The sequence below is a fragment of the Methylocystis sp. genome (genome assembly GCF_050251305.1).
GTDB lineage: Bacteria > Pseudomonadota > Alphaproteobacteria > Rhizobiales > Beijerinckiaceae > Methylocystis.
Window position 1 is genome coordinate 21,704 of the sequence record NZ_JBFWNB010000037.1, and the last position, 12,041, is coordinate 33,744.

Annotated in this window: 12 protein-coding genes; 7 read left to right on the forward strand and 5 right to left on the reverse strand. The window is 63.9% G+C overall.

Going from position 1 to position 12,041, the window contains the following annotated elements; all coding sequences use genetic code 11:
• Positions 1-26: 26 nt before the first annotated feature.
• Both AB7F41_RS12355 and AB7F41_RS12360 read right to left on the reverse strand, forming a co-directional pair.
• Positions 27-854, reverse strand: a complete 828-nt coding sequence (locus AB7F41_RS12355; protein WP_428382443.1) for a cytochrome c oxidase subunit II — start codon at positions 852-854, stop codon at positions 27-29.
• 251 nt (positions 855-1,105) lie between these two features.
• Positions 1,106-1,816 carry an invasion associated locus B family protein gene (locus AB7F41_RS12360; RefSeq protein WP_428382441.1) on the reverse strand — a complete coding sequence of 237 codons (711 nt, stop codon included), beginning with the start codon at positions 1,814-1,816 and terminating at the stop codon, positions 1,106-1,108.
• A 316-nt stretch (positions 1,817-2,132) separates the two neighbouring features.
• On the opposite strand from AB7F41_RS12360, the gene AB7F41_RS12365 reads away from it, so the two are divergent.
• The 7 genes from AB7F41_RS12365 (at position 2,133) to msrA (ending at position 9,227) form a co-directional block, all read left to right on the forward strand.
• Complete coding sequence (locus tag AB7F41_RS12365; RefSeq protein WP_428382440.1) at positions 2,133-4,019, forward strand: extracellular solute-binding protein; 1,887 nt, start codon at positions 2,133-2,135, stop codon at positions 4,017-4,019.
• 189 nt (positions 4,020-4,208) lie between these two features.
• On the forward strand, positions 4,209-5,201 hold the full coding sequence (locus AB7F41_RS12370) for an SPFH domain-containing protein (RefSeq protein WP_428382438.1): 993 nt from the start codon (positions 4,209-4,211) through the stop codon (positions 5,199-5,201).
• A complete protein-coding gene (locus AB7F41_RS12375) occupies positions 5,201-5,668 on the forward strand; it encodes an NfeD family protein (RefSeq protein WP_428382437.1) in 468 nt (155 codons plus the stop codon). The genes AB7F41_RS12370 and AB7F41_RS12375 overlap by 1 nt, the downstream gene beginning before the upstream one ends.
• Positions 5,669-5,737: 69 nt before the next feature.
• A complete protein-coding gene (locus tag AB7F41_RS12380; RefSeq protein ID WP_428382435.1) occupies positions 5,738-6,091 on the forward strand; it encodes a hypothetical protein in 354 nt (117 codons plus the stop codon).
• 66 nt (positions 6,092-6,157) lie between these two features.
• On the forward strand, positions 6,158-7,936 hold the full coding sequence (mutL, locus tag AB7F41_RS12385; protein ID WP_428382433.1) for a DNA mismatch repair endonuclease MutL: 1,779 nt from the start codon (positions 6,158-6,160) through the stop codon (positions 7,934-7,936).
• Between the two features lie 74 nt (positions 7,937-8,010).
• Complete coding sequence (gene msrB / locus AB7F41_RS12390) at positions 8,011-8,541, forward strand: peptide-methionine (R)-S-oxide reductase MsrB (protein ID WP_428382431.1); 531 nt, start codon at positions 8,011-8,013, stop codon at positions 8,539-8,541.
• Positions 8,542-8,552: 11 nt separating this feature from the next.
• The gene (msrA, locus tag AB7F41_RS12395; protein WP_428382429.1) at positions 8,553-9,227 is read left to right on the forward strand and encodes a peptide-methionine (S)-S-oxide reductase MsrA; all 675 of its coding nucleotides are present in this window, start codon (positions 8,553-8,555) and stop codon (positions 9,225-9,227) included.
• Positions 9,228-9,268: 41 nt separating this feature from the next.
• Here the strand turns inward: msrA and AB7F41_RS12400 are convergent, their stop codons facing one another.
• The 3 genes from AB7F41_RS12400 to AB7F41_RS12410 form a co-directional block, all read right to left on the reverse strand.
• Positions 9,269-10,501: an HAD-IIIA family hydrolase gene (locus AB7F41_RS12400; protein ID WP_428382428.1), complete on the reverse strand. Its 1,233-nt coding sequence runs from the start codon at positions 10,499-10,501 to the stop codon at positions 9,269-9,271.
• Positions 10,498-11,118: a D-sedoheptulose-7-phosphate isomerase gene (locus AB7F41_RS12405; RefSeq protein ID WP_428382426.1), complete on the reverse strand. Its 621-nt coding sequence runs from the start codon at positions 11,116-11,118 to the stop codon at positions 10,498-10,500. The genes AB7F41_RS12400 and AB7F41_RS12405 overlap by 4 nt, the downstream gene beginning before the upstream one ends.
• On the reverse strand, positions 11,100-12,041 hold a 942-nt coding region (locus tag AB7F41_RS12410), incomplete at its 5' end, for a hypothetical protein (RefSeq protein WP_428406596.1). The genes AB7F41_RS12410 and AB7F41_RS12405, both read right to left, overlap by 19 nt.

Genomic DNA, 12,041 nt, shown 5'->3' on the forward strand with positions numbered 1-12,041 from the left:
AGCGGCGCGCCTCGCGTCGGTGAACGTCATTGCGCAGAGGCCCGCTTGTCTTGGTTGGCGTCGCTCTTGCGCGACTGCTCGAAGGTCTGCTGCGCCGCGCGCCAAGCCTCGAAGTCGGCCTCCGACTCGATGATCATCTTGCCGCGCATCTGCGGATGCCCCGTGCCGCAATAGGCGGCGCAGAGAATTTCATATTCGCCGGCGCTCGTCGGCGTGAACCAGAAATATGTGACGATGCCCGGCACGAGGTCCATTTTCGCCCTGATCTCGGGAACATAGAAATCATGTAGGACATCGACCGAGCGCAGCAGGACCTTGACCGGTTTGCCGAGCGGCAGATGCAATTCGCCGCTTGTGACCAGCAGATCGTCCTTCCCCTTCGGATCGGCCGGGCTCAGGCCCAGCGCATTGGTGGTGTCGATGTAGCGGACGTCGCTCGAGCCCAGCTGATTATCGGCGCCCGGCAGTCGGAAGCTCCAGTTCCACTGGACCCCGACGGCCTCGATCTCCAGCGCGTCTTTGGGCACGGTGATGAACTGGCCCCAGACGAGCAGGCCGGGCGCGAGGAGAATAATGACGGCGATCGTCGTGACGATTCCGAGCCAGGCTTCGAGCTTCTGGTTTTCTGGCTCGTAAGCGGCGCGCCGGCCCGGCTCATGGCGAAAGCGATAGAGGCAATAGGCCATGAACAGAATGACGGCGACGAAGCCTGCGCCCGTCACCAGAAAGGTGAGCGCCATCGTGTCGTCGATGAAGCCCCAGTTCGATGCGATCGGCGTCGCCCGCCAGGGACTGAGAATGTGGAACAGGATGGAGCCGGCCACGACAAGGACCATAGCGATGGCGACGTACATGTGTTCTCCGGACCTCGCCGTTGGCTGTGATCTGGCCGAGGCCCTTTTATTAACCCGCCGCGCGCTTTGCGTCAAAGTGACGCGCCTCTGCGCCCATCGAGGGCGGGCAAAGGGCTCGGCGATCCCCTTTCGAGACAGAGATCGGGCGGCCGCGCCGGCTCGTGGAGCGGCAGGCGCGCCGCCCCGTAGACGCGCAAAAAACCGCGCGGAACATGTTCCGCGCGGTCTTCAAACCGAATTTCGCCTGGAGGTTACTTTTTCGAAGTGGCCGGCTTCGCGGCGGGCGCGGCGGGGGCCTTCTGGGCCTCGAGTTTCTTACGCTCCTCCTCAGCCTTTTTCTGCAGCTGTTCCTGGAGCTGCTTTTGCTTTTCTTCGAGCACCTTCGGATCGACCGCGGGCCCGTCGAAGGCTTTGCCGAAATTGGCCAGCGGCAGATAGAAGGTGACCTCGGCGTTCGCCTGATTCTTGACGATCACCGTCATCTTTTCGGCCTTCTTCATGCCGTCGATGGCCGCCTTTTTGACCTTGGCTTCGGCGAAGCACCCGTTCGGGAAGCAGATTTCGAACGCGCCGCTCTCCATCGCGCCCTTGTCGATGGCGAAACGGAAGCCGGGTTTCAGCATCAGGCCCGGCGGCAGCAGCAGACGGATGATTTTCTGGTCTTCGCCTTTCGGATCGTAGACGGCCAGCGCAAGCAGCGGCTGGGGCGCCTCGCCTTCCTTGGCGGAAACGCCGAAGTCGCGCGTGGTGTAGCACATTTCCTTCTTCGTCTGCGGATCAGAGCCGCAAACCTTGGTCCAATCCGGCTGAACGGCGACGAGTTCGGCGGCGATCGGCCCCTGAGGCTGCTGCTGTTGCGCGGCGCCCGCTGCGGGGGCTTGCTGAGCCAATGCGCCGCCGCCGGCGAACAGCATCGCTCCCGCAAAAGCCATCGCGCAAAAACGCGAAAAATGGGTCGACATTCGGAAGTTCCTTTCGATTGTCCTGCTGGCCGGCGCCCTCCGGCTCCGGATTGCTCTTTGAGGATCGCGTCATGACGGGAGGCCGCCTTCGCGCCGCAGCGCCGTGGAACCGTAACCAGCCTGTGTTCCAGCGCGATCGCGAGACGCCGACGAGGCGACGGCATCGCTCTTACATTGTCGCGGCAGTAAATTCCAGCCGGACGGAGCGCTCAATGCTTGAAGCGGACCCTTTTTGCGCAAAACTATCGCAAAAAAATGGCCGAAAACTTGAGCGCGACTCGCTTCTGACGTCAGGACGGTGGAATATGGACCGCCGATGAAGATTCGCCCGATTCCCGCTAGGCGCCCAGCCCAAGGCGGCGCCGAACTGCGAGCGCCGGGGCGCCGCGTGCTCAGCTTCGCCCTGTCGCTCCTCATTTCCGTTCCCTGCGCGGGCGCGGCCGCGCCCCCGCGGGCGGCGGAGCCGCCGTGCCCGACGCATGGGATCGCCATGCATGGCGCGCCCGCTTTGCCGAGCGATTTCGACCACTTCCCTTACGCTGAGCCGGGCGCGAAGACGGGCGGCAAGCTTCGCGTCGGCCTCGCCGGCACGTTCGATAGCCTCAATCCCTTCAATCTCAAGTCGGGGACCGCGGCGCAGGGGCTTGTCGGAAATGTCTTCCAAAGCCTGATGGCCCGCTCACAGGACGAGCCTTTCACGCTCTATGGCCTGATCGCGCAGTCGATCGACATCGATCCGGCGCGCTCGCAGGTGACGTTCCATCTCGACCCGCGCGCCCGCTTTTCCGACGGCAAGCCGATCACGGCCGAAGACGTGCTGTTCTCCTTCAATCTTTTGAAAACCAAGGGCCGGCCGCAGCAGCGGATCGCCTATGGGCTGGTGAAGTCGATCGACGCGCCCGACGCGCACACCGTGCATTATGACCTCACAGGCATCGGCGACCGGGAATTGCCGCTCATTCTCGCGATCATGCCGGTTCTTCCCAAACATGCGACCGACGTCGAACATTTTTCCGAAGCGACGCTCGCCAAACCCGTTGGCTCCGGCCCCTATGTGGTGGCGGATTCGCAAGTCGGCGCGCGGCTCCTGCTGCGCCGCAACGGCGACTATTGGGGCGCCGATCTGCCGAGCCAGCGCGGATTCTACAATTTCGGCGAGATCGACATTCAGTATTTTCGCGACGGCAATTCGCTGTTCGAGGCCTTCAAGGCGGGCCTTCTCGACTATCGCGACGAAACCAGCACCACGCGCTGGGCGAGCGGCTATGATTTCCCGGCGCTCGCCGATGGCCGGGTGGCGAAGGAGACGCTGAAGAACGAAAATCCCAAGGGCATGGAGGGATTCGTCTTCAATACGCGACGCCCGCTGTTCAAGGACATTCGCCTGCGCGAAGCGCTCGGCATGATGTTCGACTTCGAATGGATCAACGCCAACCTCTACGCCGGCCTCTACACGCGCACGAAGAGCTTCTTCGACGAATCGGAATTGTCCTCCACGGGCCGCCCGGCGTCCGCCGCCGAGCGCGCGCTGCTCGCGCCGTTTCCGGACGCCGTGCGCGAAGACATTCTGGAAGGCCGCTGGCGCCCGCCCGTCAATGACGGATCCGGCCGCGACCGCGAGATGGCGAAGCGCGCGCTCGATCTCCTCGAGAGCGCCGGCTACCGCATCGAAAACGGCGCATTGCGCAAGGACGGCGCGCCCGTCTCCTTCGAGATCATGGTCAAGGACCGCAATCAGGAGCGGCTCGCGCTCAACTACGCCTCGTCGCTGCAGCGTATCGGCGTCGACGTCCGCGTGCGTCTCGTCGACGAGGTGCAATATCAGCGCCGGCGACAGAAATTCGACTTCGACATGATGCTCGGCCAGTGGATCGCCTCCGCGTCGCCGGGCAATGAGCAGCGCATGCGCTGGAGCTCGGCGAGCGCAAATCAGGAAGCCTCGTTCAATCTGGCCGGCGCGTCGTCGCCGGCGATCGACGCGCTGATCGCCGATCTGCTTTCGGCGACGAGCCACGACGATTTCGTCACCGCGGTGCGCGCCTATGACCGCGTGCTGCTCTCGGGTTTCTACGTCGTGCCGCTGTTTCACGCCTCGGAGCAATGGATCGCGCATTCGACCGACATCGCGCGGCCGGTACGATTGCCGCGCTATGCGTCGCCGATGTTCGGCCCGACGCTGGAAAGCTGGTGGAGGGCGCGCTGAGCCCCGGCCGCGACTTGCGCCCGCGCACGCCTTCGCCGCGTCGCGCGCGCTAAGGCCTGAGCGGCGCTCATGGCCGATCGTCGACAGCCGTCGCACGAAACCATCGGCGCGCTCGCAATGTTAGGAGCCCTCGCGCCCCTGTCGTTCGATGACATTCGCTCAACACGTCTCTCCTCGGGAGTTCCATCCATGGGTTTCGCGCTTTTTATTGTCGGCGCCGTCGCCATCGGCCTTTTGATGCTCGATCGGTCCTTCAGTCTCGGACTGCCGATCGGCTTCTTCCAAAATCCGCTGTTCTGGTTCGCCTATGTCGCGCTGCTCGCGCTGTCGACGATGGTGCGCTTCGTGCGCCAGCAGACCGTGCTCGTCATCGAGCGGCTCGGGCGCTACAACAGAACGCTGACCGCCGGCGTCAATTTCGTCTGGCCGATCGTCGAGCGCGTCGCTTACACCTTCGATCTGCGCGAACAGGTGATCGACGTGCCCGAGCAGGACGCGATCACCAAGGACAACGCCACCGTCACCATCGACGGCATTCTCTATTACAAGATCGTCAACGCCAAGGACGCCGCCTATGGCGCGCAGGACATCCGCCGCGCCATCGTCAATCTGGCGCAGACCTCGATGCGTTCGGCCATCGGCTCGATGGAACTCGACAAGACCTTCGAGAACCGAAGCGAGATCAACGAGCGGGTGGTGCGCGCCGTCTCCGACGCAGCGCAGCTCTGGGGCGCGCATGTGACGCGCTATGAGATCAAGGACATCGCCATGCCGGAATCGCTGCGCCAGTCGATGGAGCGGCAGATGAAGGCCGAGCGCGACAAGCGCGCTGCGGTGCTCGAATCGGAGGGCGTGAAACAGTCCGAGATCAACCGCGCCGAAGGCGAGAAACAGGCGGCGATTCTGCGCGCCGAAGGCCAGGCGAAGGCGATCGAACTGGTGCGCGCGCAAATCACCGAGATCGGCGGCGATCAGGCCGTGCAGCTCGAAGTGGCCAAAAGCGCCATCGAGCAATATGGGCGCCTCGCCAAGGCCGGCAATTCGCTGGTGCTGATGGGTGACGGCGCCGATCCCGCCGGCTGGCTCGCGAAGGCGATGGCGGTGCTCAAAATGGTCAACGGAAGCGGCGCGGCCAATGAGCCGCAGCAGCGCCGCACGCAGCCCTGGCGGGAAGCGGAGTGATGGAGGCCGCGTTTCTCTACGACCCCGCCAATGCGAGCCTGATCGCCGGCCTCATCCTGCTGGGACTCGACATTGTGGTGATCGGCCTCTCGCCGGTGATGTTCGTCGCGGTCGGCGCGCTGCTGACGAGCGCGGTTCTCTACGCGACGGGCTGGCGGCCGCCGCTCGTCGAGACGGCGGCGATCGTCGCCGGCGCCAGCCTGCTGATCGCCATCGTCGGCAGAACGCCGCTGCAGCGGTTTCAGAACGCCGACATCGAGGAGGATAAGAGCAGCGATCTGATCGGCCGCGAGGTGACGACGACGCATGAGGTGACGAAAACGCGCGGCGTCATCTTCTGGTCGGGCGTCGAATGGCAGGCGCGGCTTGCCGCGGAGTCCGATATCGAAAGCCTTCCGCCCGGCGCCCGAGCGCGCGTCGCGGCGGTGGAGAATCTGGCGCTGGTGCTCACGCCAAAGCTGAGATGAGGAACGAAATCGCTTCGCGAGCGTTTCCGTAGGCTTCTTAAACTATTCCTCATTTCAGGGAGTGAATTCATGTCTGCTGCATATGATTTTGAAAAGGCGCCGCCCGCCACCAGTTGGAAGCTTCTTTCCCGGACCGTCGGCGGCGTGAAGGCCAAGGCCGAAGTGCGGCCGGGTTTCGTGCCCGACACTTACATTCTGATCGTCTCGGGAAAGAAACCCTGCTTGAACATGACCGTGCGTCTCGCGCCAGCGACATATGTGCGTCAGCCTGAGTATTGGGAAATTCAGGTGACTGGCAGCGTGCCGGGCATCTGCCTGACCGCCATTGGCGACTATCACGAGACTCTGCCCCTCGACGGCGTGCGCGGCGCGAAGGGCGTCGTCGTCAAATGGGCGGACGATTCACAGACGTTCGACATCTAGCCCGATTTCAATCGAGACGGCGTTAGGGCGCCAGGCGTGTATAATGGCGAAGGTCAGGATTCGCCCATGCCCGTTCGCCGCCTCGATCCCATACTCGTCGATCGCATCGCCGCCGGCGAAGTGGTCGAGCGCCCGGCGTCAGCCGTCAAGGAGCTGGTCGAAAATGCGCTCGACGCCGGCGCGACGCGCATTGACGTCGCGATCGAGCAAGGCGGCAAAAGACTCATTCGCGTCATCGATGACGGATGCGGCATGGACGAGCATGATCTCGCGCTCGCCGTCGAACGCCATGCGACCTCGAAAATACCAGACGGGGATCTGACCGCGATCGCCACGCTTGGCTTTCGCGGCGAGGCGCTGCCCTCGATCGCGGCGGTCGCGGACCTGACCATCGAGACCCGAGCTGCAGGCGCCCCGCATGGCTATTCGATCCGGGTCGAAGCTGGCGAAAAGCGCGGCCTCTCCGCGTCCAACTGGCCGCGCGGCGCCAGGATCGAAGCGCGCGCGCTGTTTGCGGCGACGCCGGCGCGGCTGAAATTTCTGAAGACCGAGCGCACCGAGACGGCGGCGATCGTCGATGTCGTCAAACGTCTCGCCATGGCGCATCCGCAGGTGAGATTCCTGCTTTCCGCCGATAGCGGCGCGCTGTTCGACTATGGCGCATGCGGCGACGACCTTGCGCGGCGCATCGCTCAAATCCTTGGCGAAGAATTCGCCGCCAACGCCTTTGAACTCGACGCCGCGCGCGAAGGCGTGCGCCTCTCGGGCCTCGCCGGTCTGCCGACATACAGTCGCGGCAACGCCCAGATGCAATATGTCTATGTCAATGGCCGGCCGGTGCGCGACAAGCTCTTCGCCGGCGCCATCCGCGCCGCCTATCTCGATTATTTGAGTTCGGACCGACATCCCGTCGCCGCGCTGTTCGTCACATGCGATCCGCGCATCGTCGACGTCAATGTGCATCCGGCGAAAGCGGAGGTGCGTTTCGCCGATCCGGGGCTGGTGTGCGGGCTCGTCGTCGGCGCGCTCAAACAGGCGCTTGCCGAGAAGAGCGGCCGCAGCGCCGACGCCGGCGCACGTGTGGCGATCGACGCCCTGGCGCGCGCCAATGTCGCGCAGCGTCGCGCGCCGCCGCCGGCCAACTGGAGCCTGTCGCGCTCGCCCTATGCGCCCGCCGGCTTCGAAGATTCGCCGCAAGCGGCCTTCGACGCCGGTGCGCCGGCGGCCGACGCCCGCGCGCATGACGCGCCCGCGCAGGAGGCCGATTCGCCACTTGGCGCGGCGCGCGCGCAGCTGCACGAAACCTATATCATCGCCCAGACGCAGGACGGGCTCGTCATCGTCGACCAGCACGCCGCGCATGAGCGCATCGTTTACGAGAAGCTCAAACGCCAGCGCGCGGAAACCGGGGTCGCGCGACAGATGCTGCTGATTCCCGCCGTCGTCGAACTCGACGAGTCGCGCATGAACGCCCTCGCGCCGGCGCTGGACGAACTCGCCGGGCTCGGTTTGTCGCTTGAGCCGTTCGGGCCGGGCGCGGTGCTCGTGCGCGAGACCCCGGCGCTGCTCGGCGAAGTCGACTGCGGACGGCTCGTCGAAGACATCGCCGATCTCCTCGCCGAAGAAGGCGACGCGCGCGGGTTGTCGCGCCGGCTCGATCACGTGCTCGCCACCTGCGCCTGTCATCATTCGGTGCGGGCGGGACGGCGGCTTTCGCCGCCGGAGATGAATGCGCTGCTGCGCGAGATGGAGGCGACGCCGGGCGCCGGCCAATGCAATCACGGCCGGCCGACTTATATAGAGCTGAAGCTCGCCGACATCGAAAAGCTCTTCGGACGCAAGTGACCGGGAAATTCTCCGGGTCGGCGTAACATTTTCCGGTCCGCGGCCGAATACACGCCAGAACGCGGGAGCCGATCGTGAACCGTCGCAGTCTTTTTTTGTCTGGCGTCGCCCTTCTTGCCTTTGCGCGCAACGCGCACGCCGCCGCCGAAAACGTCGAGATCGAAACATTCGACGCGAACGGCGGAAGCCTTGGCCGTGCGCGCGTCGAGAAAATCGTCAAGACCGAGGCGGAATGGCGCGCGCAACTCTCCCCGCTCGCCTTCGACGTCACGCGTAAGGACGGCACGGAACGCGCCTTCACAGGCCCCTATTGGGACAACCACGCCGACGGACTCTATCGATGTGTCTGCTGCGACACGGCGCTGTTCGACTCGAACACCAAATATGACTCCGGCACCGGCTGGCCGAGCTTCTTCGCGCCGATCTCAAAGGCGAATGTCCTTGAGAGCGCCGATTCGTCATTCGGCATGAGGCGCGTCGCCGTCTCCTGCACGCGCTGCGACGCGCATCTTGGCCATGTGTTCACAGACGGTCCGAAACCGACGGGGCTGCGCTACTGCATGAACGGCGTCGCGCTGCGTTTCGTCGGGCGCGGACAAGCGTAAGAGATCTCGCCATGAGATTCGTTCCTGTTCTCGTCGCGGCGCTGACCCTTCTCGCTCCACTGCGCGCCAGCGCCGCGGAGAACGCCGTCGTTCTGCCGCCGCCCGCTTACGATCCGCCGGCCGCACGCGCCGGCGAACAGAAGCTCGTCGTCGCCGGCGGCTGCTTTTGGGGCATACAGGGCGTGTTTCAGCGCGTGAAAGGCGTCTCGCGCGCCGTGTCCGGCTATGCCGGCGGCGCCAAGGAAACGGCGCGCTACGGCAAGGTTTCGCAGGGCGACACCGGCCACGCGGAATCGGTCGAGATCACCTATGATCCGAAAGTCGTGAGCCTTGGAGACTTGCTGCGCGTCTATTTCTCCGTCGCGCATGATCCGACCCAGCTGAACCGCCAGGGCCCCGATGACGGCAGGCAATATCGCTCCGCGATCTTCGTCGCCGATAATGAACAGCAGAAGGTCGCGCGCGACTACATCGCTCAGCTTTCCGGGGCGAAGGCGTTCGCCGCGCCGATCGTCACGACGCTCGAACCGCTAGAGGCGTTCTATCCGGCGGAATCCTATCATCAGGATTATCTCCTCCGCCATCCGGCGCAGCCTTACATCGTCTACAATGATTTGCCGAAGGTCGAAAATCTCAAGCGGCTTTTCCCGTCGCTCTATCGCGAAAGCCCGGCGCTGACCAACTGAACTTGCCGCGATCGGCGGGAAGACCGTCCGTCATGGCCGGTTCAGGCCGCCTTCAGGAAATGGGGGATATCGCGCAAGAATTTGTTGAGGTTCCCGCCTTTATAGAGATAGCCGGGAACGCCGGCAGCTTCGGCCGCGGCGATGTCGCTTTCCTTGTCGCCGATCAAGAAACTGCTCGATTGATCCACGCGCCAATTGTCGAGAAGATCGAGCAGCATGCCGGGCGACGGTTTGCGCATGGGAGAGTCACGTCGATAGGCCGGAATCGTCGCCTCGATGTGATAGGGGCAATAGCGGAAATCGTCGATATGCGCGCCCTGCGCCGCGAGCTCTTCCTGCATATGCGCATGCAGCGCCAAGACGTCCTTCTCTTCATAGAGGCCTTTGGCGACCCCGGCCTGATTGGTGACGACGAAAACGAGATAGCCGCGATCGTTCAACTCGCGAATGGCGCAAATGGCGCCGTCGATCCAGTGAAAGCGCTCGATCGTGCCGACATGAACGAGATCGACATTGAGCACCCCGTCGCGGTCAAAGAAGACCGCCGGCCGGCGCAACAGCGCCGGAATTTCATTCTGGGCGGCGACATAGGATTCCGGAACGCCAATATCGATGAAGTGACCTTCGCAGCTCTCGCCGAAGAGCCGGCCGTCTCGCGCAAGCGTCGGCATGACCTCGGTCTCGAGCGACACGGCGCGTCCCTCGAACGCCGCCATCGCCGCGAACAGCGGCGCCTTCCGGCAGATATAGACGCCGCCGTTGACCAGTCCCCCGCCAGTTTTCTGCGCCTTTTCGAAGAAGCCTGTCACGCGCCCTTGCGCGAGCGTCACGGAGCCGTAGCGCGATATATCGGGCATTTCGCGCAGCGCGAGGATCATCGCAGCGTCCGGTCGATGCGGCGCAAGCGCGGCAAGCGCGCGCAAATTGACGTCGAACCATGAATCGCCGTTCAGGAGAATGAATTCGTCGTCGAGACGCGCGCACGCGTAACGCAACGCGCCCGCAGTTCCCGCAGGGCACGGTTCGACCGCGACGTTGACGGTTGCGCCAAAACGCCTCGCAGCCGACGATGAGCGCGCATAGGACTCGATTTCTTCCGCGAGGTGACCGGCGAGCAGAAGAATGTCGTTGAACCCTTGCCTCGCGGCTTCTTCGACGAGCACGTCGAGAAATGGCGCGCCGGCCACCGGCAGCAGGGGTTTCGGCGTGCGCGCCGTCAGTTCGCCGAGACGGGTTCCCAGCCCGCCGCAGAGTATGACCGCCTGCCGGATCACGCGAAGGCGCTTTGCTGCGTTGTCGCGCCATCTGCGAACATGGCGTTTTCGACGAGCCCGCAGATCAGATGCGCCGCGACGATGTGCGCCTGTTGGATCAATGGAGTCGAATCGGACGGAACATGGAGACAGATGTCGCAGGCCGACGCCAGCTTTCCGCCGCTCCTCCCGGTGAAGCCGATTGTCACAACGCCCATTTCGCGCGCGGCTTGGACCGCCTTCAGAATGTTCGGCGAATTGCCTGAAGTCGTGATCGCGACAAATACGTCGCCCCTGCGGCCGAGGCCGCGAACCTGGCGAGAGAAAACGTCAGCATATCCATAGTCGTTGCCGATCGCCGTCAGCACCGAAGTATCTGTCGTCAAGGCGAGGCCGGCAAGCGGCGCGCGATCGAAATTCAGTCGCGAGACGAATTCGCCCGCAATATGCTGCGCGTCGCCGGCGCTGCCGCCATTGCCTGCAAACAGCGCCTTGCCGCCATTCTGTAACGAATCGACGATTCGCGCCGCGATCGCGACAAGCGTTTCCTTGAAGGCCGCGTCCGCGGCGGTCGCCTGTAAGGTCGCCAAAGATTCTTCGAAATAGGCGTCGATATAGTTTATGTCGTCGCGGTCCACGTCACGCTCCCTGTGTGTGTAAAGGCGACAGCGTCGGCGTCGCCGCCGGCTGCGCGCAATGCGCCAATCAATCGCTGCCTGTCTTCGGGCTTCACGATGAACATCATGAAGCCGCCGCCGCCGGCGCCCGAAATCTTGCCTGCGAGCGCGCCGTTCTGCGCGGCGAGTTCCTGAAATTTCTCAATCATGCCGGTGGAAACGCCGCTCGCCGTCTGCCGCTTCGCGATCCAGGAGCGTTGAAGCACTTCCGCCATCCCGCGCACGTCGCCGTGAACGAAGGCCAGCTTCATCTCATGCGCATCTGTTTTTAACTGATGCATGGCCTCGATGGCCCGGGCGTCCGCCGTGGAGACGCCGCTCGTCTGCTGGACGATAATGTCGTGGGAGCTGCGCGACTGGCCAGTGAAGCAAACGACGATGGAGGATTCGATTTCCTCCATGGCGCCTGGCACGAGCCGCAAAGGATTGACGATGACCCGGTCATCCGAGAGAAATTCTATGAAATTCACGCCCCCGAAAGCGGCCGCATATTGGTCCTGACGTCCGCCGGCGAGGCCGAGATCGATTCTTTCGATTTCCCACGCCAGATGGGCGATTTCGTAGCGGCCAAGCGGAAGCGCATATCGCGCGCGAAAGGCTTCAACGAGAGCCACGACGAGCGCCGAGGACGAGCCGAGCCCCGACCCCGCGGGCGCATCGACGGTCGTTTGAATCGACAGAGGCGGCGCATCGCCGCCCAGGAAATCGCGAACGATGCGGCGGTAAACGCCCTGATGCAGCACAAGCGCCGAATCTTCGGTCATCGCCGCGGCGGCCTCACACGACTCTTCCTTGCCCAGATCAAGCGCCGAAAAGCTTGTCTGCCCGTCATCTCGCGCAGAGATGAACGCATAGGCGTGCCGATCGATCGTGACGTTGAGTAT

Excerpts from the sequence above, each read along its gene's own strand:
- AB7F41_RS12355 (WP_428382443.1), bottom strand. The coding sequence starts at position 854 with ATGTACGTCGCCATCGCTATGGTCCTTGTCGTGGCCGGCTCCATCCTG.
- AB7F41_RS12360 (WP_428382441.1), bottom strand. The coding sequence starts at position 1,816 with ATGTCGACCCATTTTTCGCGTTTTTGCGCGATGGCTTTTGCGGGAGCG.
- AB7F41_RS12365 (WP_428382440.1), top strand. The coding sequence starts at position 2,133 with ATGAAGATTCGCCCGATTCCCGCTAGGCGCCCAGCCCAAGGCGGCGCC.
- AB7F41_RS12370 (WP_428382438.1), top strand. The coding sequence starts at position 4,209 with ATGGGTTTCGCGCTTTTTATTGTCGGCGCCGTCGCCATCGGCCTTTTG.
- AB7F41_RS12375 (WP_428382437.1), top strand. The coding sequence starts at position 5,201 with ATGGAGGCCGCGTTTCTCTACGACCCCGCCAATGCGAGCCTGATCGCC.
- AB7F41_RS12380 (WP_428382435.1), top strand. The coding sequence starts at position 5,738 with ATGTCTGCTGCATATGATTTTGAAAAGGCGCCGCCCGCCACCAGTTGG.
- mutL (WP_428382433.1), top strand. The coding sequence starts at position 6,158 with ATGCCCGTTCGCCGCCTCGATCCCATACTCGTCGATCGCATCGCCGCC.
- msrA (WP_428382429.1), top strand. The coding sequence starts at position 8,553 with ATGAGATTCGTTCCTGTTCTCGTCGCGGCGCTGACCCTTCTCGCTCCA.